The 22,520-nt window shown below is 60.9% G+C and carries 20 protein-coding genes and 1 tRNA gene; 4 read left to right on the forward strand and 17 right to left on the reverse strand.

Annotated elements, in window-relative coordinates:
- Nucleotides 1-91 precede the first annotated feature (91 nt).
- The 6 genes from msrA to ACTG3X_RS00590 form a co-directional block, all read right to left on the reverse strand.
- On the reverse strand, nt 92-601 hold the full coding sequence (gene msrA / locus ACTG3X_RS00565; protein ID WP_439109272.1) for a peptide-methionine (S)-S-oxide reductase MsrA: 510 nt from the start codon (nt 599-601) through the stop codon (nt 92-94).
- Complete coding sequence (gene msrB, locus ACTG3X_RS00570; protein ID WP_439109273.1) at nt 598-1,044, reverse strand: peptide-methionine (R)-S-oxide reductase MsrB; 447 nt, start codon at nt 1,042-1,044, stop codon at nt 598-600. The genes msrA and msrB overlap by 4 nt, the downstream gene beginning before the upstream one ends.
- Nucleotides 1,045-1,152: 108 nt before the next feature.
- Nucleotides 1,153-1,227, reverse strand: a tRNA-Glu gene (locus ACTG3X_RS00575).
- Between the two features lie 101 nt (nt 1,228-1,328).
- Nucleotides 1,329-3,071 carry a single-stranded-DNA-specific exonuclease RecJ gene (gene recJ, locus ACTG3X_RS00580; protein ID WP_439109274.1) on the reverse strand — a complete coding sequence of 581 codons (1,743 nt, stop codon included), beginning with the start codon at nt 3,069-3,071 and terminating at the stop codon, nt 1,329-1,331.
- 58 nt (nt 3,072-3,129) lie between these two features.
- Entirely contained in the window at nt 3,130-4,416 is a 1,287-nt protein-coding gene (locus tag ACTG3X_RS00585) for a homoserine dehydrogenase (RefSeq protein ID WP_439109275.1), read from the reverse strand.
- A gap of 94 nt (nt 4,417-4,510) precedes the next feature.
- Nucleotides 4,511-4,810, reverse strand: coding sequence for a hypothetical protein (locus tag ACTG3X_RS00590; protein ID WP_439109276.1), 300 nt, complete (start codon nt 4,808-4,810; stop codon nt 4,511-4,513).
- Nucleotides 4,811-4,911: 101 nt separating this feature from the next.
- On the opposite strand from ACTG3X_RS00590, the gene ACTG3X_RS00595 reads away from it, so the two are divergent.
- Nucleotides 4,912-5,502: a TetR/AcrR family transcriptional regulator gene (locus tag ACTG3X_RS00595; RefSeq protein WP_439109277.1), complete on the forward strand. Its 591-nt coding sequence runs from the start codon at nt 4,912-4,914 to the stop codon at nt 5,500-5,502.
- Between the two features lie 3 nt (nt 5,503-5,505).
- Here the strand turns inward: ACTG3X_RS00595 and ACTG3X_RS00600 are convergent, their stop codons facing one another.
- The 6 genes from ACTG3X_RS00600 to ACTG3X_RS00625 are packed head-to-tail and all read right to left on the reverse strand — an operon-like array spanning nt 5,506 to nt 12,050.
- Entirely contained in the window at nt 5,506-6,438 is a 933-nt protein-coding gene (locus ACTG3X_RS00600; RefSeq protein ID WP_439109278.1) for a 2-hydroxyacid dehydrogenase, read from the reverse strand.
- An 18-nt stretch (nt 6,439-6,456) separates the two neighbouring features.
- Complete coding sequence (gene rodA, locus ACTG3X_RS00605; RefSeq protein ID WP_439109279.1) at nt 6,457-7,596, reverse strand: rod shape-determining protein RodA; 1,140 nt, start codon at nt 7,594-7,596, stop codon at nt 6,457-6,459.
- The gene (gene mrdA, locus ACTG3X_RS00610) at nt 7,593-9,512 is read right to left on the reverse strand and encodes a penicillin-binding protein 2 (protein WP_439109280.1); all 1,920 of its coding nucleotides are present in this window, start codon (nt 9,510-9,512) and stop codon (nt 7,593-7,595) included. The genes rodA and mrdA overlap by 4 nt, the downstream gene beginning before the upstream one ends.
- Nucleotides 9,513-9,521: 9 nt before the next feature.
- Nucleotides 9,522-10,061 (reverse strand): rod shape-determining protein MreD, encoded by a 540-nt coding sequence (locus tag ACTG3X_RS00615; protein ID WP_439109281.1) that lies wholly within the window; start codon nt 10,059-10,061, stop codon nt 9,522-9,524.
- The gene (mreC, locus tag ACTG3X_RS00620; protein WP_439109282.1) at nt 10,054-10,959 is read right to left on the reverse strand and encodes a rod shape-determining protein MreC; all 906 of its coding nucleotides are present in this window, start codon (nt 10,957-10,959) and stop codon (nt 10,054-10,056) included. Before mreC ends, ACTG3X_RS00615 begins: the two co-directional genes overlap by 8 nt.
- Before the next feature lie 44 nt (nt 10,960-11,003).
- On the reverse strand, nt 11,004-12,050 hold the full coding sequence (locus ACTG3X_RS00625; protein WP_439109283.1) for a rod shape-determining protein: 1,047 nt from the start codon (nt 12,048-12,050) through the stop codon (nt 11,004-11,006).
- A gap of 288 nt (nt 12,051-12,338) precedes the next feature.
- On the opposite strand from ACTG3X_RS00625, the gene ACTG3X_RS00630 reads away from it, so the two are divergent.
- The gene (locus ACTG3X_RS00630) at nt 12,339-12,608 is read left to right on the forward strand and encodes a hypothetical protein (RefSeq protein ID WP_439109284.1); all 270 of its coding nucleotides are present in this window, start codon (nt 12,339-12,341) and stop codon (nt 12,606-12,608) included.
- A gap of 38 nt (nt 12,609-12,646) precedes the next feature.
- On the opposite strand, the gene ACTG3X_RS00635 is transcribed toward ACTG3X_RS00630, so the two are convergent.
- Together ACTG3X_RS00635 and ACTG3X_RS00640 are read right to left on the reverse strand one after the other, a co-directional pair.
- Nucleotides 12,647-13,315 (reverse strand): L,D-transpeptidase, encoded by a 669-nt coding sequence (locus ACTG3X_RS00635; protein ID WP_439109285.1) that lies wholly within the window; start codon nt 13,313-13,315, stop codon nt 12,647-12,649.
- A 156-nt stretch (nt 13,316-13,471) separates the two neighbouring features.
- Nucleotides 13,472-15,040 carry a 2-isopropylmalate synthase gene (locus ACTG3X_RS00640; RefSeq protein ID WP_439109286.1) on the reverse strand — a complete coding sequence of 523 codons (1,569 nt, stop codon included), beginning with the start codon at nt 15,038-15,040 and terminating at the stop codon, nt 13,472-13,474.
- 315 nt (nt 15,041-15,355) lie between these two features.
- Between ACTG3X_RS00640 and ACTG3X_RS00645 the strand changes: the two genes are divergently transcribed.
- Entirely contained in the window at nt 15,356-17,752 is a 2,397-nt protein-coding gene (locus tag ACTG3X_RS00645; RefSeq protein WP_439109287.1) for a heavy metal translocating P-type ATPase, read from the forward strand.
- 15 nt (nt 17,753-17,767) lie between these two features.
- On the opposite strand, the gene ACTG3X_RS00650 is transcribed toward ACTG3X_RS00645, so the two are convergent.
- Nucleotides 17,768-19,237, reverse strand: a complete 1,470-nt coding sequence (locus ACTG3X_RS00650; protein WP_439109288.1) for an MORN repeat-containing protein — start codon at nt 19,235-19,237, stop codon at nt 17,768-17,770.
- A gap of 142 nt (nt 19,238-19,379) precedes the next feature.
- Here ACTG3X_RS00650 and ACTG3X_RS00655 point away from each other — a divergent pair, with 142 nt between their 5' ends.
- Nucleotides 19,380-21,038 carry an NAD+ synthase gene (locus ACTG3X_RS00655; RefSeq protein ID WP_439109289.1) on the forward strand — a complete coding sequence of 553 codons (1,659 nt, stop codon included), beginning with the start codon at nt 19,380-19,382 and terminating at the stop codon, nt 21,036-21,038.
- A gap of 3 nt (nt 21,039-21,041) precedes the next feature.
- Here the strand turns inward: ACTG3X_RS00655 and ACTG3X_RS00660 are convergent, their stop codons facing one another.
- The gene (locus tag ACTG3X_RS00660; protein ID WP_439109290.1) at nt 21,042-21,431 is read right to left on the reverse strand and encodes a thiol-disulfide oxidoreductase DCC family protein; all 390 of its coding nucleotides are present in this window, start codon (nt 21,429-21,431) and stop codon (nt 21,042-21,044) included.
- Nucleotides 21,432-21,502: 71 nt separating this feature from the next.
- Complete coding sequence (locus ACTG3X_RS00665) at nt 21,503-22,432, reverse strand: MBL fold metallo-hydrolase (protein WP_439109291.1); 930 nt, start codon at nt 22,430-22,432, stop codon at nt 21,503-21,505.
- Between the last annotated feature and the right edge of the window lie 88 nt (nt 22,433-22,520).

Here is a 22,520-nt window from a genome sequence, read left to right on the forward strand (position 1 = left end):
GCGGGGGCAGATGTCAAGCGCTGCCCCCAAGAGAAAACCCCCGCCAAGCGGCGTGCGCGGGCGGGGGCTGGGCTGTGATGTGTTGGGCGGCCTATTCGGCGGCTGCGCGCTTGGGCAAGACCCAGTCGGGGCGCGCAAAGTGGCAGGTGTAGCCGTTGGGCAAGCGCTCAAGATAGTCTTGGTGCTCTGGCTCTGCTTCCCAGAAATCACCTGCCGGTTCCACCTCGGTGACAACGCGGCCCGGCCAGAGACCAGAGGCGTTGACATCGGCGATGGTGTCTTCGGCCACGGCTTTTTGGGCCTCGCTCATGTAGTAGATCGCGGAGCGGTAAGACATGCCGCGGTCATTGCCCTGGCGGTTTTCTGTGGTGGGGTCGTGGATCTGGAAGAAGAACTCCAAGAGGTGGCGGTAGCTCGTCTTGGCGGGGTCAAACACCACTTCGATGCCCTCGGCGTGGGTGCCGTGGTCACGGTAGGTGGCATTGGGCACATCGCCCCCTGTGTAGCCCACGCGGGTGCTGATAACGCCGTTCATCTTGCGGATCAGGTCTTGCATGCCCCAAAAGCAGCCGCCTGCGAGAATTGCGGTTTCTGTTGTCATGATGCGTCCTCCACTTGGTCAAGATATGCGCCGTAGCCTTCGGCGTCCATTTCGTCTTTTGGCACAAAGCGCAGAGATGCGGAATTGATGCAATAGCGCAAACCGCCCATCTCTTGTGGCCCGTCGGGAAAGACGTGGCCCAAGTGGCTGTCGCCATAGGTCGAGCGCACTTCTGTGCGGATCATGCCGTGTGTTGTGTCGCGCAGCTCGTTGATATGGGCCGGCTCAATGGGCTTGGAAAAGCTCGGCCAGCCGCAGCCTGATTCAAACTTGGCAGATGAGGCAAAGAGCGGCTCGCCTGAAACGATATCAACATAGAGACCCGCCTCGAAGTGGCTGTTGTATTTGCCTGTAAAGGGGCGCTCTGTGCCGCTGTCTTGCGTGACGAAGCGCTCTTCGTCTGTGAGGGCGGCAAGGGCGTCTGGTGATTTGTGATAGCTCATGTGGTGCTCCCCGAATGCGACTGTGTCAGGGAGCGAATGTGGGGGTGCAAAGGCGGTTTGCCAAGGGGCATTCGCATTTGTGATCTTTAGAGAGAGGGGAAATACAGCTGGTACCCCGTAGGGGAGTCGAACCCCTCTTTTCAGGTTGAAAACCTGACGTCCTAACCGATAGACGAACGGGGCAAAGCCCAGCTGTGAGCCGCTGTCTAAGGAAAGCGTGCGGAGTGCGCAAGCAGAAATATACGCCCTTTTTAATTTTTTTCTCTGCGGCCTGATTTTGCGGGTTAATGCGCGGGTGCAGCATCGTCCAGACGGAGCTGAACGCTTGTGCGGCCCTGCCATGTGTTGAGTTCCAACCGCCCTGCGAGGTGGAATCGGGCGCCGCCGTGATTCTCGAGTGCGGGGCCGAGCGCGGTATCAAAGGCGCCAAAACAGATCGCTTCGATGCGCGGGCCTGTGCCGTCAGAAAAGGTGATCTTCAAATGACCGGTGCCGATGCGCTTGGCAAAGTGGATCGCACAATCAGGAAACGCAAAGCGCGGCCCGGCGGCAGAGGCTCCGTAGGGGCCAGCGGCATCGAGTTGGTCGACAAGCTCCTGACTGGCCGCACCCGGCATGAGCGCGCCATCAAGTTTGAGGTCACTGGGGCCAAGCGCGCCTGCGCCTTGCTTGTCCAGAAGCTCCGAGAGCCGCGCCATGGCAGGCTCAAGCTGGGCGCGCGAGAGCGAGAGGCCAGCGGCCATTTTATGGCCTCCGCCTTTCTCGATAAGGCCGTCCATGGCGAGGCGCTGGATGGCTGCGCCTAGGTCGATGCCTGTGACCGAACGGCCCGAGCCTTTGCCTGCGTCGCCATCAAAGCCGATGACCACGCTGGGGCGGCCAGCGCTTTCTTTCAGTCGGGAGGCGACAATGCCCACAACGCCTGCGTGCCAGCCATCGCCTGCGGCCCAGACGAGCGGGGCATCAAGCCCGCGCTCTTCCGCTTGGGTGAGGGCGGCGGCGCGCACCTCTTCTTCAATGGCGCGGCGCTCTGTGTTGAGCATGTCGAGCTTTTCGGCCAGTGATCTGGCTTCGTTCGGGTCGCGGCACGACAAGAGCCGCGCGCCAAGGTCGGCTTGGCCGATGCGCCCGCCTGCGTTGATACGCGGGCCAAGGACAAAGCCAAGGTGGTAGGGCTTGGGCGCGGTATCAAGGCGGCCCACATCCGACAGCGCGACAAGGCCAAGACGCGCGCGGCGTGCCATGATCTTGAGGCCTTGCACCACAAAGGCGCGGTTGACCCCGATGAGCGGGGCCACATCGGCCACGGTGGCCAGCGCGACAAGGTCGAGCATGGAAATAAGGTCTGGCCCTTTGCGGCCCGCTTCGCGCAAGAGGCGGCCCACATCAACCAGCGTGAGAAAGACCACAGCTGCGGCGCAAAGATGCGCGAGATCGCCTGTTTCGTCTTGGCGGTTCGGGTTGACCACGGCCAGCGCGGGCGGAAGCGTTTCGCCGCCCAGGTGGTGGTCGAGCACTATGATATCGGTGCCTGTGGCCGCTGCCAGCGCCTCGTGGCTGAGCGTGCCGCAATCCACACAGATGATGAGCGAATGATCGGCGGCCAGCATCTGCATGGCGGGGGCATTGGGGCCGTAGCCTTCATCAATGCGGTCAGGGACATAGAGCGTTGCGTCATGGCCCATTGCGCGGAACCAGTCGATGAGCAGGGCCGCAGAGGTGCCGCCGTCAACGTCATAGTCGGCAAAGACGGCCACGCGCTCGCGCGCATCAAGGGCTTTGAGGATCCGCGCGGAGGCGGTCTCCATATCTTTGAGGCTGCGCGGGTCTGGCATGAGATCGCGCAGTTGGGGCGCGAGGAAGCTTTCGGCCTCTTGTGCGCTCACACCACGGCGCGCCAGCACTTGTGCGAGCGCGCGGGGCAGGTCTGTTTCTTGTGCGATCAGCTCTGCGGCGCGCTCAAGCTCGACTGTCGGGCCAAGCCAGCGGCGGCCCGTGAGAGAAGAATCGACGCCGAGAAATGCCATGATATGCCTGCCTTTTGCCTTTGGGTGCCAATGTGGCGCAAAGGGTGCGCGCGTGCAATCAGACGTCTTCGATCCGAAGGGCGACAGGCTTGCCGACAACCACATCCAGCGCTTCAATAGCGGTGGTGGCAGCCAGAAGCTCTTGGCGGGCGCACTTGTGCGTGACGATCAGCACAGGGGCGGATGTGTCGGCATGGCCGTATTGGCGCATACGGTCGATCGATACGCCTGCGTTGCCCAGAGCGGTGGCGACTTTGGCCAAGGCCCCCGGCTTATCGAGCAGCGAAAAGCGCAAATAGTAGGGCGCAGGCGCAGACGAGCTGGCAGGGGTGGCTGCGACAAGCTCGCTTGCAGGGCGGCCGAAGATGGCGGGGCGGATGCCGCGCGCAATATCCATGACATCGCCCATGACGGCGCTGGCTGTGGGGCCTTCGCCAGCCCCGGGGCCGCGCAACACGACTTGCTCGACCTGATCGCCCTCAAGCACCACCATATTGGTGCCGCCTTCAAGCTGGCCGAGTGGCGAGGTGTCGGGCACAAGGCAGGGGCTCATGCGCTGCTCAAGGCCACGGCCTGTCATCTGGGCCACGCCAAGAAGCTTGATGCGGTAGCCCATATCGGCGGCTTGGGTGATGTCTTCCAGAGTGATCTCGCCAATGCCTTGCAGCTCGACGCCCGCGAAGTTGACTTGCGTGCCAAAGGCAATGGAGGCCAGCAGGGCCAGCTTGTGGCCTGCATCAATGCCGCCCACGTCGAGGTTGGGATCTGCCTCGAGGTAGCCGAGCTTGTCGGCCTCTTCAAAGAGGGCGTTGTAGCCTTGGCCCGTGGCCTGCATCCGTGTGAGGATGTAGTTACAAGTGCCGTTCATCACGCCCATGACGCGGGTCATCTCGTTGCCTGCGAGGCCTTCAAGCAGTGTCTTGATAACGGGAATGCCACCTGCGACTGCGGCTTCAAAGCGGATGAGCGCGCCTTTGTCCTCGGCCGCGAGCGCGAGGGCTTGCCCGTGGTGGGCGAGCAGGGCTTTGTTGGCGGTGACCACGTCTTTGCCAAGGGCGAGCGCGGCTTCGGTTGCGTCTTTGGCGGCGCCTTCGGAGCCGCCCATCAGTTCGACGAAGACATCAACATCGGGGCGTTTTGCGAGGGCGACGGGGTCGTCTTCCCATGCGTAGTCAGACAGGTTGACGCCGCGGTCTTTGTCGCGTGAGCGCGCCGAGACCGCTGTGATCTGGATCGGGCGGCCTGCGCGTGCAGAGAGCAGCTCTGATTTCTGGCGGATGATTTTGACGACGCCTGCGCCGACTGTTCCGAGGCCTGCGATGCCCAAACGGAGGGGGACTGTCATGAGAGGTTCGCCTTTTGCCTGATGCCTGATGTGTTGTTAAGCGATTTAGCGGCTTCGGCGCTGGCTTGCAATGTGGGTTGTCGGTTGTTTTGTCTCAGCCGTTGTCAGCGGGCAGGCTGACACCCGCTTGCAGGCGCGCTTTGTCGGCGCGGCTGACAATGCTGCCTTGGAGACGTGCGGCGCGGCTGCGCAACGCGGTGACGCGGCTGGCGAGGCTTGCGGCGCTTGTGCTGGACAGGCGCGGGGCGTCTTGGCTGGCGGATAACTCTGCCGTGGGCGCAAGGCTCGGGTAGGGGGCTGCGCGCATCTCGGCGCTCAGGGTTGCGTCAAGCTCGGGGAACTCGGCGCAGGCCGCAAGGCTGAGGGCGAGAAGCAAGGCAAGAGGCGCACGCATTTTGGGCTCCGACGGTGAAGTTCTCATCTCTGATGCCTCAGGGGGGCGATAAGCGCAAGCAAAGGGTTTGATTTGAACGGGTGTTCAGATAAACCTTGCCTATGGCACGTACACAAGGCTCACACTCCGATATCACCGGCCCCCGCATTCGCGCGGTGGCGCGCGCCTTGTTTGCGCGCCATGGCTACGCAGCTGTTTCCATGCGCCAGATTGCGGGCGAAGTGGGGGTGCAAGCGGGGGCTTTGTACAACTACACGCCTGACAAGCAGAGCCTTTTGGCCGAGCTGATGCGCGAGCATATGGACGACCTTCTGGCCGCGCGCGCCGAGGTCAACTCACAGCACCAAGAGCCTGTGGAGGCCTTGGCGGGCTTTGTACACTTTCACATCGGCTTTCACGTGGCGCGCCCTGATGAAGTGTTTATCGCCTATATGGAGCTGCGCTCGCTGGAGCCTGAGAACTTTGCCGCCATCGAGGCGCTGCGACGCGCCTATGAAGACGAGCTGGAAGGCATTTTGCGCCGCGGGGCCGCGGCGGGCGTATTCGAGCTTGAAGATGCCAAGATCACCACGCTGGCGGTGATTGCGATGCTGACGGGGGTCAACACATGGTACCGCCGCGGCGGGCGTTTGAGCCTTGAAGAGGTCGAAGAGATCTACTGGGGCATGGTGAAACGCGCTGTCGGTGCGTAGGCGTCAGTAGCCTGCGGCGCGGTCAACAAGGTGCAAAAGCGGCTCGCCGGCTTCATTGCGGCGGATGTTCTCGGCCACAACCTCTGCACAGGTCTCGGCGCGGGTTTCGGCGGCGATATGGGGTGTCACGGTCACTTGTGGGTGCGCCCAGAAAGGGTGTGCCACAGGCAAGGGCTCCACACGAAACACATCCAGTGTTGCATGGGCGATCTGGCCTGTGTCGAGCGCGGCCAAGAGCGCGTCATCGTCAATCAGTGGGCCACGACCCGGGTTGATGATAAAGCTGCCCTTGGGCATGAGCGCGAGGGTTTCGGCGTTGAGCAGGTTTTCGGTTTCCGGGGTCGAGGGCAAAAGCAGGATGCAGATTTGCCCATGGGCGAGCGCGTCTGAGAGGCCGGATGTGCCCGAGAAACAGGTGATCTTGTCGTGGGTCTTGGGCGTGCGCGACCAGCCTGCCACATCAAAGCCAAGACCAGAAAGCGCTTCGGCGCAGGCCATGCCCAGCTCGCCGATGCCCAGCACTGTCACACGGCGGTCGCGGCTGAGTGGCGGGGTGGCGGGCTGCCATGCATGTGTCGGGTTTATGATATGGGCGTCCATGCCCAGATGATGGCGCAGGGTGTGGCCTGTGACCCACTCGACCATGCCTTGCTGCAAGCCAAAGTCGACCATGCGGGTGAGCGGAGCTTTGAGCGTGGTGTTGCCGGTGATTTTTTCGACACCTGCCCAGAGATTGAGCACCGCTTTGAGGCGGGTGAACGGCGTGAAATCCTGTAACTCCGAGTTGGGCGCGTAGATGATGTAGTCGACCTCTTCAGGGGCGATATCAAGCGCAAGATGCACCTCGACCCCAGCTGCTTTGAAGGCCTTGGGGAGCACATCTTTGTAGTGATCCCAGCGGTCGAGGCGGGCGGCGAAGAGGGCGTTGAGGGTCATAAGGAGCCTTGCTTGAAACTAGCGGGGTTTGTGGACATGGGCGCTTTGAACAAGGCCGAAAGCCACCATGAGCACGAGCATAGCCGAGCCGCCGTAAGAGACAAGCGGCAGTGGGACGCCGACCACGGGGATCAGCCCCATGACCATGGCCATATTGACCGAGAAAAAGAGGAAAAACGCCACCGCGACCCCCAGAGTAAGCAATGCGCCGAAGCGGTTTGCGTTGTTTATGGCAGAGACCACACAGAAGAGAATGATCAGCACATAGAGGGTGAGCAGCGCGGCGGCGCCGATAAAGCCGAACTCTTCCGAGAGGGTCGTAAAGATAAAGTCGGTGTGTTTTTCGGGCAAAAAGTTGAGCCGGCTCTGGGTGCCTTGCATAAAGCCGCGCCCCGTCCAGCCGCCCGAGCCGAGGGCGATTTTGGATTGGGTGATGTGATAGCCCGCATTGAGCGGGTCGGCGGCCGGGTCCAGAAATGTGTCGATGCGGCGGTACTGATAGTCTTTCAGGAGCTGCCACGCGGTGCCGCGTGACTGGAAGACAGCGGCCACAAGCGAAATGCCCGTGGCGATAACAGCGGCAAAATAGGCCCAGTGAACCCCCGCGATAAACATGATCGCGCCGCCGCCTGTGAGCAGCAGGATCGAGGTGCCAAGGTCGGGCTGGGAGAGCACGAGCGCTGTGGGCAACAAGATCAATGCGATGGGGATGGCCACCCAGAGGGGGTGCGATATTTTCTTGAGCGGCAGCCAGTCATAGTAAGCGGCCAAAAGCATCACCAGTGTGATTTTCATCAGCTCGGAGGGCTGTAGGCGCATGAAGCCAAGGTTGATCCAGCGTTGCGCGCCCATGCCCACTTCGCCCACCAGCTCAACGGCGAGCAGCAGGATCAGCGAGATGCCGTAGGCTACAGCCGAAACATTGCGCCAGAACCAGATCGGCACCATGGCCACAATGATCATCGCGGCAAAGCCGAGGGCAAAGCGCTTCATCTGTGGTTCGGCCCAACGCTCGATGTTGCCCCCTGCCACCGAGTAGAGCATGAGAAAGCCGATGGAGGCCACGGCGACCAACAGGAGCGCCAGAGGCCAGTTGAGGTAGAGAAACTTGCGCGGCCCTGTGGGCACGTATTTGGCGTTATACTCGAGATAACTCATGCGCGCTCAGGCTCCTCGCCACGGGCGGGGGGGCGCATGTCGCGGAGTTTGCGCTGCTGTGCACCGATGCGGCCACGGTCGCGGCTTGGGTATTCCGACAGGGGCGGGTCTTCGCCATAGAGCGCTTGCAGCGTGATGTCGCGCGCGATGGGGGCGGCGGTGCTTGAGCCACCACAGCCATGCTCGACCACCACAGAGACCGCGATGCGCGGGTTGTCGTAGGGGGCGTAGTTGACAAAGAGCGCGTGGTCACGCTGGCGCCATGGCACCTCGTCACATGTGACGCGGCGACTGATCACCTGACTGGTGCCTGTCTTGCCTGCCATCTGGTGGTCTTTTGACAGGATGCGGCTGCCCCGGGCTGTGCCGCGGCTGTCGTTGACCACCTCATACATCCCGCGCCTGATCTGGCGCAGGTGGTTTTCGTTCAGCCCCAAGGGCGCGCCTGCGCCGCTGGGTTGTTCGACGCCGTCGATTGTCTTGATCAGGCGTGGTGTGACGGCGCGCCCCGTGGCGAGGCGGGCTGTCATCACAGCGAGTTGCAGCGGGGACGCCAGCACAAAGCCCTGACCGATGGAGGCGTTGACCGAATCCCCGATCACCCAGTCTTCGCCCTTGACGCTACGCTTCCACTCTTTGGTGGGCGCGAGGCCTTGGGCCACGGCTGACATGGGAATGTCGTGGCGCTCGCCAATGCCGAGGCGGCGGGCCATTTCGGAGATCCGCTCGATCCCTGTTTCCAGCGCCAGCTCGTAAAAATAGACATCGCAGCTTTCGCTGAGCGCGCGCACGAGGTTGACGTTGCCGTGGCCCGAGCGCTTCCAGCAGCCGAACTTCTGGCTGTAGACCTCAAGGTGGCCTTTGCAGCGGAAGCTGTCTTCGGCTGTCACAATGCCAGCTTCCATGGCTGCGAGGGCTGTGACCATTTTGAAGGTCGACCCGGGCGGGTAGGTGCCTTGCACGGATTTGGAGACAAGCGGGCGGTGGTCATCTTCAATCAGGCCGTTGTAGTCGGCAACCGAGATTCCGTTGACAAAGAGGTTGGGGTCAAAGGCGGGGGAAGAAGCGATGGCCAAGAGATCACCGCTCTCTGTGTCGATCACCACGGCAGCGGCGCTTTCGTCGCCCAAGCGGGCCTGACAGTAGTTTTGCAGCATGTGGTCAATGGTGAGCTGGATGTCAGCACCCGGCTTGCCCTCAACGCGGCCCAGCTCGCGCACTTCGCGCCCTGTTGCGTTGACTTCAAGGCGCATCGTGCCGGCTTTGCCGCGCAGCTCTGCTTCCTGACGGGCCTCAAGCCCTGTTTTGCCGATCTGGAACCGCGGCAGGTTGAGCAGTGGATCGGGGTTTTCGATGCGGCTTAGGTCATAGTCCGACACCGGGCCGACATAGCCGATAACATGGGTGAAATCGGCCCCGAGCGGGTAGTTGCGCGAGAGCGCCACCTGCGGCTCGATGCCGGGCAGAGCAGGCGCGTTGGTGGCCACGCGTGTGAGCTCTTCCCATGTGATTTTCTCGGCAATGGTGACTTGCGTATCGCCACGCCGCTTTTTCATTTCGGCCCGCGCCTCGTTGACCAGATCCGGGTCAAGGCGGATCAGCTGGCCGAGGCGGGCGATGGTTTCTTCAATGTCACCCGCATCTTCCCGCGTGATGGTGACGCGGTAGCTGGGCACATTTTCGGCGACCCTGCGCCCCACACGGTCATAGACCTCGCCACGGGCTGGCGGAATGAGGCTGATCTTGATGCGGTTTTCTTCAGCCAGAAAGCGAAACTGGTCAGACTGCTGCACTTGCAGATAATGCATGCGCGCGCCCAGAATGCCGACCAGACCCGCCTGTAGCCCGCCCACAAGCAAGGTGCGGCGGCTGACAATGGCCTGACTGGTGAGCTTTTCATTGTTGCTTTTGCGCATGCTATTCCCTCAGAGCCGCTGGCCAAGGGCGTTGACCTCGCCCAATGTCGGCTTTTTCAATCCGAAGAATAGCCAAGAAAACCCGATCACAACAGGGTAGCACAAAATTGTGAGCAAGATTTGGACCAAGGTTGTCTTCAGCGCGAAGGCTTCGACAAAAAAGACAAGCAATACAATGCGGTGGCCGAGGATCACGCCAACAATGGCGACGGAGGCTGTGAACCACTCGACCGAAAACGGCATGTCACGCAGGCGGCTCGCACGGGATTTGAGCATTTCAACGGCGATGAGGGCGATGGCTGCGAATAGGCCAGGGGGGCGACTCAGCAACAGATCGGCGAGCAGCATGATGAGCGCCACAAGAAAGGCCGGCACAAACTCGGGCCTGCGCAGCGCCCAGCAAAACGCCAGCGACAGGATGATATCGGGGGCCGGGAAATAGCCCGGGCGCGTTTCAAGCGGCAGAAGGTGCAAAAACATGACCCCCGCGCAGAGCAGGGCGAAGGCTGAGCGCATGAACCAAAGCCGGCTGACTGTGTTCTCAGTCATTGCTTGCAGCCTCGCCTGCGGCTTCGGAGTTCGGGCTGACCTCGGGCAAAACGAGCTTGCCGGGGTCGGAGATGCGCTCGTTGCCGTAGTTGCGCAAAACGCGCAGGAACTCGAGGCGCTCATAGTCTGCGGAGAGGCGCACGCGCATCCGCCCGCCCGTATCGACGGCGATATTGCCGATCAGCACGCCTGCGGGGAACACATCGCCATCGCCTGAGGTCACCACGCGGTCTCCCGGGCGCACAAGGTCGCGGTTTTCGACAAAGTCGATGGGCGGAGCGAGGCTGTTGTCACCGACAATGAGGCCTGTCTGGCCTGATGGCTGGATTGTGACAGGGACGCGTGAGGCGGCATCTGTCACCAGAAGCACACGCGAAGAGCGCTCGCCCACACCCGAAATGCGCCCGACAAGGCCGATGCCGTCCATCGCGGCCCAGCCATCAAGGATACCATCGCGCGCGCCCACGTTGATGAGCACTGATTGGCGGAAAGGCGAGCCGCTGTCTGCCAGCACAACGCCTGTGATGTAGGTGAGGCGCGGATCAAGACGGACATTGTTCAGATCAAGCAGGCGGGCGTTTTCCTGCTCCAGTTGCAAGGCCGCCTCTTTCCAGCTGTTCATTTGCTGCAACTCGCGGCGCAGCTCCTGATTCTGGTTGTAGATTTTCTGGTAGCTCTGGAAGTCTTTCACCAGATTGGCCAGCCCCGTGACGGGCGCGAAGGCCCAGTCAAAATTGGGCACCACACGGTCGATCACTGCGATGCGGAAGCGCTCAACGCGCGGGCTGTCGATCCGCCACAGCACAAAGACACCTATGAGCAGCAGCACCAGCACAACCGTCAAAAGCCGCTTGAGCGGGCCGGTGAAATCGTCTGATTTGAGCGGGTCGTGTGCCAATAGGAGCCCTTCTGCGCGTGATTATTGCGCTCTGGGGGAGCGCATCAGCTGTCGTAGTCGATAGCGTGGGCGAGTTGCTTTTCAAACTCAAGCGCTTTGCCTGTGCCGAGGGCCACACAGTTGAGGCTTTCGTCGGCAATCGAGACGCTGAGGCCCGTCTGTTCGCGCAGCGCCAGATCAAGATCACCCAAGAGCGCGCCGCCACCTGTCAGCATGACACCACGGTCGACGATATCGGCCGAGAGGTCGGGCGGGGTGGTTTCAAGCGCGGTCATGACCGCTTCGCAGATCTGTTGTACGGGCTCTGAAAGGGCCTCTGCGATCTGGGCTTGAGAGATCTCGGTTTCTTTTGGCACGCCTGTGAGCAGGTCACGGCCACGCACCTGAATGGAGGTGCCGCGGCCATCGTCGGGCATACGGGCTGTGCCGATGGTTGTTTTGATGCGCTCGGCGGTGCTTTCGCCTACGAGCAGGTTTTGCTGGCGGCGTAGATAGCTGATGATGGCTTCATCCATACGGTCCCCCCCCACACGCACGGAGCGGGCATAGACGATATCGCCGAGCGAGAGCACGGCGACTTCGGTTGTCCCGCCGCCGATGTCGACAACCATGTTGCCTGTCGGGTCGGTGATGGGCATGCCCGCGCCAATGGCGGCGGCGATCGGCTCGGCAATCAGCCCGCAGCGGCGCGCGCCAGCACCAAGGACAGACTGGCGGATCGCGCGTTTTTCAACGGGTGTCGCGCCGTGGGGCACACAGACGATGACTTTGGGCTTGGAAAACGTCGAGCGCTTGAGAACTTTGCGGATGAAATGTTTGATCATTTCTTCGGCCACGTCAAAGTCGGCAATGACGCCTTCACGCATCGGGCGGATCGCCTCGATGGTGCCGGGGGTGCGGCCGAGCATCAGCTTGGCATCTTCGCCCACGGCAAGCACGCGCTTGACGCCATCTTTCACATGATAGGCCACAACGGAGGGTTCATTCAGAATGATTCCGCGCCCTTTGACGTAGACAAGGGTGTTTGCAGTTCCCAGATCGATTGCCATGTCAGAAGCAAAAAGACCGGGCAATTTATCAAAGAACAGCATGGGCGGGTGAACCTTAGGTAAACGTGTGAAGGTGCGACGAGTCGCAGGCGCTGGCTGTATATAGGCCTGCCGCGCCCCTGACGAAAGGGGGAAACGGGCTCTTACGCGCTCAAAGAGGCCCGCTTGAGCGCGAATTAACTCAAATGGCTTTTATCTGTGGGTCTCAAGCTCAAATTTGCCTGATTGGCGCTTATCGCGTTCCTTTCACGATCTTTTGCGCGCAATTGCGCTGGTATATGGGCGCGAAATCGCCCAAGTTTGGCGGGTATTTTTCTGGAGAACGCTTTCATGAGACATTCTGTTTGGGTATGTGGTTTGGCCGCTTTGTCGCTTTCGGGCTGCATGGATGCAACGGGGCACAACGCCGAGGGGCTTTTGGTGACTGTTCCTGAAGAGGTATTGAGCATCGCGGCGCCGAACCAGAACCTCGGCGCCCTGCGGATAAACCCCGTGGACGGCTGCTTTGAGTACCAACACATCGGCCCTGTGGAAACGACCTTCCTGCCCTTGAGAACGAAGACGGGCAACCCGATTTGCACCACCCCGCCAGCGGCCTAAGCCGCAAGCACCACTGGCGCTGAACGCCTCTCGCGCGGTTAGCTGCTGGCTGTGATCTTGTCTTCTGTGGGGTGAAGATGGGCTGTGGAGCCGACCACCACCTCTTCATAAAGCCCGTTGATATGGGCCATCACCATGCGCACGCAGCCCGAGCTGGCCCGCCCGCCGATGGAGCGGGGGCTGGGAGAGCCGTGGATGCGCAAGTAGGTGTCGCGGTTGCCGTCAAACAGATAGAGCGCGCGTGAGCCGAGCGGGTTTTGCGGGCCTGCGTTCATACCGTCTTCGTATTGGGCATATTTGTGTGGCTCGCGTTTGATCATCGCGGGTGTCGGTGTCCAGGTGGGCCACTTTTTCTTGACCTTGATCGTGTAGGTGCCTGCCTCGTAGAGGTTGCCCTTGGCGATGGCGACGCCGTAGCGCATGGCCAGACCACCCTCGCGGATGTGGTAGAGGTAGCGCGCGACGGCATCAACATGGATATCGCCGACTGTCAGCCCGTCGTTGGCCTTGACCATCTGGGGCAGAAAACGCGGATGGAAGCCCCAAGGATTGGACGTTTCTGGCACGTAGTTGGCAGGTGTGATCTGTGCATCCCATGCGGCCCAACGAGAGGGCGGAGATACAGGGGCAGCCTGCGCAAAGCTGCTGGTCAGGGGCGCTGAAAAAAGCGCGGCGCTGGAGGCGATAAAATGACGACGGGTAAGCATGAGGCAACTGTCTCCGAATGCGGCTGAGCGATGCGAGTATGATAGGGTCATGCGGGAGAAAAAAGCAATTGGCCAATCAAATGCCTGTGAGACAGAGGCTGCGCGTTTCCCCCCCGAGCGCGCAAAATCTGGCGCGCTCGGGGGGCGTTTTCAGGCTTAGCCGTGGTCTTTGTAGCTGATCTCTTTGGTGTCTTCGCCTGTCTTGCTGCGGCGCACCAAGAGGCGGTTGAGCGCATGGATATAGGCCTTGGCCGAGGCGACAACAGTGTCGGTGTCAGCTGACTGGCCTGTGGCGATGTTGCCATCTTCTTCCAGACGCACCGAGACAGTGGCCTGCGCATCGGTGCCTTCGGTGACAGCGTTCACCTGATAAAGCTCAAGGTGGGCCGTGTTGGGGTGCAACTTGCGGATCGCCTTGAAGGCAGCGTCCACGGGGCCGTCGCCTTTCTCGATTGCGGTGCTCTCGGCTCCGTCGATGTCCATCACCAAGGTGGCCTCGGCCGGGCCACCTGTGCCGCAAACCACCCGCAGGGTGATGAGCTTGAGGCGGTCGCTTTCGGCTGTGTCGCCCACGCGCATCAGCGCGATGATGTCATCATCAAAGACTTCTTTCTTGCGGTCTGCGAGGTCTTTGAAGCGCACGAAGACATCTTTGAGCTGGTTGTCACCGACTTCAAAGCCCAAGTGCTCGAGCTTGTCGCGCAGGGCCGCGCGGCCAGAGTGTTTGCCCAAAGGCAGCGATGTGCCTGCAAGGCCCACATCTTCGGGGCGCATGATCTCGAAGTTTTCGCGGTTTTTAAGCATGCCGTCCTGGTGGATGCCTGACTCATGCGCGAAGGCGTTCTTGCCCACAATCGCCTTGTTGAACTGAACAGCAAAGCCTGAAACAGCAGCGACGCGGCGCGAGATGTTCATGATCTTGCGGGTGTCGATGTTTGTTGTCCACGGCATGATGTCGTGGCGGGTCTTCAGCGCCATGACAACTTCCTCAAGGGCGGTGTTGCCCGCGCGCTCGCCGAGGCCATTGATGGTACATTCGATCTGGCGCGCGCCGCCTGCAACGGCTGCGAGGCTGTTGGCTGTCGCCATGCCAAGGTCGTTGTGACAGTGGGTGGCAAAGATCACATCGTCAGCGCCGGGGACGGTCGCGATGATCCGTTTGATCAGATCAGCCGATTCCATCGGTGCTGTGTAGCCAACCGTATCCGGGATGTTGATCGTGCTGGCACCTGCCTTGATGGCGATTTCGATAACGCGGCAGAGATAATCCCACTCCGTCCGCGTGGCATCCATGGGCGACCACTGGACATTGTCGGTGAGGTTGCGGGCGTGGGTCACGGTTTCGTGGATGCGCTCGGCCATCTCGTCCATCGTGAGGTTGGGAATGGCGCGGTGCAGCTCTGATGTTCCGATGAAGGTGTGAATGCGCGGCTGGGCGGCGTGTTTCACGGCCTCAAAGCAGCGGTCGATGTCTTTGGCGTTGGCGCGCGCCAAGCCACAGATGACCGAATTTTTGCTGCGCTTGGCGATCTCTGAAACGGCGTTGAAGTCGCCTTCGGAGGCAATCGGGAAGCCCGCTTCAATGATATCCACGCCCATATCGTCGAGCAGCTCGGCGATTTCGAGTTTTTCTTCATGGGTCATTGTGGCGCCGGGCGATTGTTCGCCGTCGCGCAATGTGGTGTCAAAAATGTAGACGCGGTCTGATGCAGGTGCAGATGTCATATCGGTTCTCTATGTTTGATGAATGTCTAAGCTGTTTGGCGCTGGCTGTCATACCCTCTGAGCACGTGCGCCATGAGGCACGCTCAGAGGCAGCTTAGAAGCAGGAGAGCAGACGCAGCGCGCGCGGCGCGAAAAGCGCGGGGCGGCATGGGTGCGATATGTGTCTGCAATGTCATGAGCAAAGTTATAGGAGCGGGATTTGCCGAGATAAACCCCCAATTTGCGCCAAATGCATTTGTGGCCTTGACCCTCCAGTGACTGGAAGGCCTATCTGGGCCTTAAAGAGGTGTCATATGAGCAAGAAAGAGGTGTCATATGAGCAAGATAGAACTGTCGATTGAAGGCTTGAGCTGTGCAGGCTGTGTGCGCCGTGCAGAGGCGGCTATTGTTGGCGTTGAGGGCACCGGGGCGGTCACTGTGAACCTTGCCACCAAGCGGGCAAGCCTTGAGCTGGGCAGGGCGGGGCTGGCCGATGTGGCGGCTGCGCTGGCCACGGCGGGCTACCCTGCGCGCGAGGAGGCGGCTGTGTTCACCATTGAGGGGATGAGCTGCGCCTCTTGTGTGGGGCGCGTTGAGGCGGCTGTGCGGGCGCTTGCTGGTGTCAGTGATGCGCGCGTGAGCTTTGCAGCGGGGGAGCTGCGTGTGCGCTACCTTGACCGCGTTGTTACTCTGTCTGATATCATCGCGGCTGTGAAAGGTGCGGGGTATGTTGCGCAGCCCAAGGGCACCGGGCCAAGTGCCGCCGAACGCCGTGAGGCCGAGGTGGGCGAGCTGAAGCGCACCGTGACCATGGCTCTGCTGCTGGCCTTGCCCGTGTTCCTGCTGGAAATGGGCGGGCATCTTTACCCACCGTTTCACCACTGGGTCATGGCCACGGTCGGGCAGCAGGCCTCTTGGCTGTTCCAGTTTGTGCTGACCAGCGCTGTGCTCCTTGGGCCGGGGCGCAAGTTTTACACCGTTGGCTTGCCGATGCTCGCCAAAGGCGCGCCAGATATGAACTCGCTTGTCGCGGTCGGCACGCTGGCGGCCTATGCCTATTCGGTTGTCGCAACATTTTTGCCGGGCCTTTTGCCCAGTGATGCGCGGGCGGTCTATTTTGAGGCGGCGGCGGTCATTGTCGCGCTGATCTTGCTGGGGCGCTACCTTGAGGCGCGCGCAAAGGGGCAGGCAGGGGCGGCCATCGCCAAGCTTGTGGAGCTGGCCCCCACGGAGGTGGAGATCCGCCGCGAGGGCGGGTTTGTCACAGCAGAGGCCAGCGAAGTTGTGGTGGGGGATGTGCTCCGTTTGCGCCCCGGGGCGCGTGTGCCTGTGGACGGTGTGGTTGCGGCAGGGCAGAGCCATGTGGACGAATCCATGCTGACGGGGGAGCCGATGCCTGTGATGAAAAGCGCAGGAGATGCGCTTATTGCCGGCACGGTGAATGGCGCAGGCGCGCTGGAAATGGTGGCTGAGAAAATTGGCGCTGATACTGTCTTGGCAGGGATCGTGCGCACCGTGGAAGAGGCGCAGGCGGCCAAGCTGCCCATTCAGGCGCTGGTTGACCGAGTCACCATGTGGTTTGTGCCCGTGGTCATGGGCCTGTCTGCGCTGACGTTGCTCACGTGGCTGGCCTTTGGCGCAGGGCTGGCCGGCGCGCTTGTGGCGGCGGTTTCTGTTCTTATCATTGCCTGCCCCTGTGCGATGGGGCTGGCGACGCCCATGTCGATCATGGTGGGCACAGGGCGCGGGGCTGAGCTGGGTGTGTTCTTTCGCAAGGGCGATGCGCTGCAGCGGCTGTCTGATGTAAAGATCGTGGCGTTTGACAAGACAGGCACACTCACCGAAGGCAAGCCGCAGCTCACTGACTTTGAGGCCTTGGGCGGGTTTGAAACGGCAGAGGTGTTGCGCCTTGTGGCGGCGGCAGAGCAGGGCTCCGAGCACCCTGTCGCGCGGGCGATTGTGGCCGCATATGAGGGCGCTTTGCCTCGTGCCGAAGGCTTTGAGGCTATCGCAGGGCAAGGCCTGCGCGCAGAGGTTGACGGACGCTCTGTTCTGATCGGGACTGCCCGGCTTATGGGCGAAGAAGGTCTTCAGCTTGAGGGCGATGCTGAGCCGCTTGAGGCGGCTGGAAAATCGGTTTCCTATGCTGCGATTGACGGGCGGATGGCGGCTGTCTTTGCTGTGTCGGACGCTTTGAAGGCGGATGCCAAAGACACGATTGCCGCGCTGCATGCGATGGGGCTGAAAACCGTGATGATCACGGGCGACAGTGCTTCAGCTGCGCAGTTTATCGCCCAGCAGGCGGGAATTGACGAGGTGATTGCCGAAGTCATGCCTGAGGGCAAGCTTGAGGCGATCCGCAAGCTGCAAGCCCAAGGCGCTGTGGCTTTTGTGGGAGACGGTATCAACGATGCTCCTGCGCTTTCGGCGGCGGATGTGGGCATTGCGATTGGCACAGGTACGGATGTGGCGATTGAGAGTGCAGAGGTGGTTCTGATGACGGGCGCGCCTTCAAAGGCGCTGGCTGCTGTGACGCTGGCCCGTAACGTGATGCGCAATATCAGGCAAAACCTGTTCTGGGCTTTCGCTTACAACGCGGCGTTGCTGCCTGTTGCGGCGGGTGTTTTTTACCCGCTCACAGGCTGGCTTCTTTCGCCGATGCTTGCCGCTGGCGCGATGGCGCTGAGCTCTGTCTTTGTTGTGAGCAACGCACTGCGCCTGCGGCGGGCCTAACGAGGCCTGGAAGTGTTATTGGTCGGCAGGCTCGCCCGGTGTGGTGGCATCAGGTGTGGCTGGGGCGGCTGCGCTTTCGGTTGCGGTGCTGCCTTCGAATATGCCGTTGTTCCACGTGCCTGTTTCGACCTCGCCCGAGGCGTAGGTCATGGTGCCTGTGCCTTGGCGTTTGCCTTTCTGGAACTGGCCTTCATAGACATCGCCATTGGCATAGGTGGCGCGGCCCAGCCCTGAGATCTCACCATCGCTCCAAGCCCCGTCATAGATGAAGCCGTCGGGCATGGTTATTTTGCCTTGGCCATTGCGCTGCCCACCTGTGAAGTTACCCTCGTAGAGCGTTCCGTCAGGGTAGGTGGCTTTGCCTGTGCCCTCGCGTTGGCCTGCGGCCCAGTTGCCCTCGTAGCGGTAGCCGTCGGCGTAGGTCATGATGCCAAAGCCATGGTTTTGTGCGTTTTTGAAGCCGCCTTCATAGATCACGCCATTGGCATAGGTCGCTGTGCCGTTGCCCTCAATCACGCCTGCGGCCCAGTCGCCATCGTAGGAGGCGCCATCGGCGTAGAGGATTGTGCCTGTCCCGTCGGGCTGGTCGGCGCGGAACTGGCCAACATAGACCGCACCGTCAGGGTAGGTGACCTTGCCTTGACCCTCGATGCGCCCGTCAAGCCACGCGCCTTCATAGGTGTAGCCATCGGCCCCTTTAAAAATACCCTGGCCCTCGCGCTTGTCGCCTGCAAAATCGCCTTCATAGGTGTCGCCGTTGGCATAAGTCACTTTGCCTTTGCCCTCGCGGCGGCCCTGCACGAGCTCACCTTCATAGACATCGCCATTGGCTTGGGTGAGTGTGCCTGTGCCGCCGATCTGGCCTTCAGTCCAGAGGCCTTTGTAAACGAGCCCGTCCGGCATGGTCAGTGTGCCTTCGCCTGCGCGCTCGCCGCCTGCCACGGTGCCGACATAGACCGACCCGTCAGGGTAGGTGATATGCGCGCTGCCCTCTTTGACGCCATCCAGCCATGTGCCATCGTAGATATAGCCGCTCGGGGAGGTCATCACGCCGTTGCCGTGGTGTTTGGCGTTGAGAAATGCGCCTTCATAGCGGGTGCCGTTGGCGTATTGGGCAACGCCTTGGCCGACGATCTTGCCTTCAAGCCAGCCGCCCTCAAAGGTGCCGCCATCGGCAAAGACAATCTTGCCCACGCCCTGCGGCTTGCCCTTTTCAAACTCGCCTTCATAAACCGAGCCGTTGGGAAAGCGCGCTGTGCCGCGGCCTTTGATCTCGCCGTCTGCCCAGTCGCCTGAGTATTCATAGCCGTTGGGCAGGCGGTAGGTGCCTGTGCCATGTTGGAGCCCGTCTTTGAACGTGCCTTCATAGACGCCACCGTCATCATATTGTTTGGTGATGATCTGGCCGTCTTGGGCCAGCACAGGGGCGGCCAGCGAAAAGGCGAGAGCGGTTGTTATCGTCAGAGCGGTTGTGCGAAATTTCATCATCGATCCATCCTGTTCTCCAGCAATTATGCCAAAGTTTGGTTGAAAGTTATGCGAGCAAAGCCTCGGGGGCAACGGGTTCTTCTTTCCCTTGGCTGTGTTTGTGCTAAATCAGCGGGCAAGTTTGGGCTAGGAGGGCAGCATGGCCAGAAATTTCCGCTTGATGGTGGCGCAGTTGAACCCTGTCGTTGGTGACATCGACGGCAACATTGCCAAGGCCCGTGCCGCTTGGGCAAAAGCGCGTGAGGCGGGTGTGGATATGCTGGCGCTGCCAGAGATGTTTGTCACCGGTTACAACGCGCAAGACCTTGTTTCAAAGCCGGTTTTTCATGACGCGGCGATTGATGCCGTGAAGGCACTTGCCCTTGAGTGCGCCGACGGCCCGGCCTTGGGCATTGGTGGGCCAGCTGTTGAGGGCGATGGGTTTTACAACGCCTATTATGTGCTGCAGCGTGGCGAGGTGAGTGCGCGGGTGCTCAAGCACCATCTGCCCAATGAGACTGTTTTTGATGAGGTGCGAATTTTTGACAGTGGCCCGATGAGCGGGCCTTATACCGTCAAAGGCCTGCGCATCGGCAGCCCGATTTGTGAGGATGCATGGCACGCAGACGTGACCGAAACCTTGCAAGAGAGCGGTGCCGAGATCCTGCTCGTGCCAAACGGCAGCCCTTACTACCGTGGCAAACACGAAACGCGGCTCAACCATATGGTCGGGCGCGTGGTCGAGACAGAGTTGCCACTGATCTATCTCAATATGGTCGGGGGGCAGGACGACCAAGTGTTTGATGGCGGCTCTTTTGCGCTCAACCCGCATGGGGCACTGGCCCACCAGCTTGGCGTTTTTGACGAAGAGCTGCGGATCATCGAGCTTGAGGACAAGGGGGAAGGCTGGAAGATCCTGAAAGGGGATATGGCCAAGCTGCCTGATGAATGGGAGCAGGACTACCGTGTGATGGTAGAGGGCTTGCGCGACTATCTTGGCAAGACAGGCTTTAAGAAAGTCCTGCTTGGCCTCTCGGGCGGGATTGATTCAGCCATTGTCGCGACGCTTGCTGTGGATGCGCTGGGGGCTGAGAATGTGCGCTGCGTGATGCTGCCTTCGGAGTACACGTCACAAGCCTCGCTGGATGATGCCAAAGACATCGCCCGACGTCTTGGCTGCCACTACGATATTGTCCCGATCAAAGCGGGGCGTGATGCCGTGACAGAGACGCTTGCGCCTTTGTTTGAGGGCCGTGAGGCCGATGTCACAGAAGAGAATATCCAGTCGCGCCTGCGCGGGCTTCTGTTGATGGCTATGTCCAACAAGTTTGGCGAAATGCTGCTGACCACGGGCAACAAATCTGAGGTCGCGGTGGGCTATGCCACGATTTATGGTGATATGGCGGGGGGCTATAACCCGATCAAAGACCTCTACAAGACCCGCGTGTTTGAGCAGTGCCGCTGGCGCAACGCCAACCACCGCGCGTGGATGCAGGGGCCGTCTGGACAGGTGATCCCTGTATCGATCATAGACAAACCGCCCTCAGCAGAGCTGCGCCCTGACCAGAAGGACGAAGACAGCCTGCCGCCCTATGATGTGCTTGATGATATTCTGGAGCGCTTGGTTGATAAGGACCAGTCGGTGGCGGACTGTGTGGACGCAGGGCATGACCGCGACACCGTGAAGCGGATTGAACATCTGATTTATATCAGTGAATACAAGCGCTTCCAGTCAGCGCCCGGCCCGCGCCTCACGCCCAGTGCTTTCTGGCTTGATCGCCGTTATCCGATTGTGAACCGCTGGCGCGACCCGAGCTGAGGCTCACTTGCCCGCGCGCCTCGCGGCGATGCGGGCGAGCCACGGGCGCAAGGGCAGAAAGCCACGGTAGGCCAGCTCTAGCAAAGGTGTGACAAGCGGCAGCTTGGCGAGCCGTGCGGCCCAGCGCCAACGGGGCAGCTTGGCCCAGATGGCGGCAAAGCCGCGTGCGCCCGAGATCAGCTGGCCGTTTGCGTCGCGCACATGAAAGCGGCTCAGTGCGGCGTCGCGGGTGAGGTCTTGGCCCAAATCCGAGCTGCCAGACGCGTCTACAAAACAGAGCGCGTCTGCCCCTGACTGGCGCTTGTAATGGTCTATCTCAAGCGTGCAAAGCGGGCAGGCCCCGTCATAGTAGACAGTGAGCTCTGGCGCGGGGGTCTTTTCTGTATCCATCATAAAAAGGATACGCTGCGCGCAGGTGCTTGGTTCATTAAACCCGCGCGCAGCCGTGGTGTTTGGTGGCTTACTCAGTCCATCATCAGTTGGTAGCTGGCGGGCACATAGTGAAAGCCGTCACCGCGTGTTTCGACATAGCCCACCGCCGGGAAGGGCATATGATAGCCGATGAATGGGATTTTATCAGCCGCCATCATGCCCAGCATTTTGCGGCGGGTTTGGGCTGCCATGGCTTTGTCGCGGTCAAACTTCACTTCCCAGTCAGGGTAGGCCAGTGACCAAACGTAATGGTTGGCAAAATCAGCGCCAAGCACGAGCTGCGCGCCCTCACTTTCCAGCATATAGGCCATGTGGCCCGGCGTGTGGCCGAAGGCGGCCATCGCTGTAATGCCTGACGCAACCGCGCCACCATCCTCAAGCATGGTCATCTTCTCGGCCATCGGGCGCACGTTGTTTTCAAAGCCGTCGTTGCCTGCCATATCCCATGCATTGAACTCGGTGGAGCCTGTCACGTAGTCGGCGTTGGCAAAGGTGGGCGTGCCATCGTTCATCATGCCGCCGATGTGGTCACCGTGCATGTGGGTGAGCACCACTGTGTCGATCTGCTCAGGGGCATAGCCTGCGGCTTTGAGCGCGCCTGTGATGCCGCCTGCGTTGAGGCCTGTGTCAAACAGAACAAGCTTTTCGCCTGTGTTGACGACCGTGGGGGTAAAGAAAAACTGGGCCTTGTCTGTCGGGATGTTGGCAGCCGCCGACGCCGTGGCAAAGTCTTCTGGTGTGGCGTTCATGCCAAAAATGCTTTGCGGCTCGGGCACTGTGCGCGTGCCTGCAAGCAGGGAGGTCACTTCAAATCCACCGATCTTGATACGGTTGAACTTGGCGGTGGCTGCGCCCATCATTTCGGCGGCGGCAAAGGCGGGGCTTGTGCTGGCAGCGGCGAGTGGCAGAGCCGCTGCGCCAAGAAGGGCAGTGCGGCGCGAGATTTGGGGCTGGGTGGTCATTGGATGGCTCCTGTTGATACTCATACATTTTGTTATACGCACCAAATGCGCGAATGGATGCCTTTCACGCAAATTTGAAAAGGGCTTT

It is taken from the genome of Lentibacter sp. (assembly GCF_965658795.1).
Taxonomy (GTDB): Bacteria; Pseudomonadota; Alphaproteobacteria; order Rhodobacterales; family Rhodobacteraceae; genus Lentibacter.

What these genes read in the sequence shown, in the direction of transcription:
- msrA (WP_439109272.1), bottom strand. Translation starts at nt 601, where the DNA reads ATGACAACAGAAACCGCAATTCTCGCAGGCGGCTGCTTTTGGGGCATG.
- msrB (WP_439109273.1), bottom strand. Translation starts at nt 1,044, where the DNA reads ATGAGCTATCACAAATCACCAGACGCCCTTGCCGCCCTCACAGACGAA.
- recJ (WP_439109274.1), bottom strand. Translation starts at nt 3,071, where the DNA reads ATGGCATTTCTCGGCGTCGATTCTTCTCTCACGGGCCGCCGCTGGCTT.
- ACTG3X_RS00585 (WP_439109275.1), bottom strand. Translation starts at nt 4,416, where the DNA reads ATGACAGTCCCCCTCCGTTTGGGCATCGCAGGCCTCGGAACAGTCGGC.
- ACTG3X_RS00590 (WP_439109276.1), bottom strand. Translation starts at nt 4,810, where the DNA reads ATGCGTGCGCCTCTTGCCTTGCTTCTCGCCCTCAGCCTTGCGGCCTGC.
- ACTG3X_RS00595 (WP_439109277.1), top strand. Translation starts at nt 4,912, where the DNA reads ATGGCACGTACACAAGGCTCACACTCCGATATCACCGGCCCCCGCATT.
- ACTG3X_RS00600 (WP_439109278.1), bottom strand. Translation starts at nt 6,438, where the DNA reads ATGACCCTCAACGCCCTCTTCGCCGCCCGCCTCGACCGCTGGGATCAC.
- rodA (WP_439109279.1), bottom strand. Translation starts at nt 7,596, where the DNA reads ATGAGTTATCTCGAGTATAACGCCAAATACGTGCCCACAGGGCCGCGC.
- mrdA (WP_439109280.1), bottom strand. Translation starts at nt 9,512, where the DNA reads ATGCGCAAAAGCAACAATGAAAAGCTCACCAGTCAGGCCATTGTCAGC.
- ACTG3X_RS00615 (WP_439109281.1), bottom strand. Translation starts at nt 10,061, where the DNA reads ATGACTGAGAACACAGTCAGCCGGCTTTGGTTCATGCGCTCAGCCTTC.
- ACTG3X_RS00625 (WP_439109283.1), bottom strand. Translation starts at nt 12,050, where the DNA reads ATGCTGTTCTTTGATAAATTGCCCGGTCTTTTTGCTTCTGACATGGCA.
- ACTG3X_RS00630 (WP_439109284.1), top strand. Translation starts at nt 12,339, where the DNA reads ATGAGACATTCTGTTTGGGTATGTGGTTTGGCCGCTTTGTCGCTTTCG.
- ACTG3X_RS00635 (WP_439109285.1), bottom strand. Translation starts at nt 13,315, where the DNA reads ATGCTTACCCGTCGTCATTTTATCGCCTCCAGCGCCGCGCTTTTTTCA.
- ACTG3X_RS00640 (WP_439109286.1), bottom strand. Translation starts at nt 15,040, where the DNA reads ATGACATCTGCACCTGCATCAGACCGCGTCTACATTTTTGACACCACA.
- ACTG3X_RS00645 (WP_439109287.1), top strand. Translation starts at nt 15,356, where the DNA reads ATGAGCAAGATAGAACTGTCGATTGAAGGCTTGAGCTGTGCAGGCTGT.
- ACTG3X_RS00650 (WP_439109288.1), bottom strand. Translation starts at nt 19,237, where the DNA reads ATGAAATTTCGCACAACCGCTCTGACGATAACAACCGCTCTCGCCTTT.
- ACTG3X_RS00655 (WP_439109289.1), top strand. Translation starts at nt 19,380, where the DNA reads ATGGCCAGAAATTTCCGCTTGATGGTGGCGCAGTTGAACCCTGTCGTT.
- ACTG3X_RS00660 (WP_439109290.1), bottom strand. Translation starts at nt 21,431, where the DNA reads ATGATGGATACAGAAAAGACCCCCGCGCCAGAGCTCACTGTCTACTAT.
- ACTG3X_RS00665 (WP_439109291.1), bottom strand. Translation starts at nt 22,432, where the DNA reads ATGACCACCCAGCCCCAAATCTCGCGCCGCACTGCCCTTCTTGGCGCA.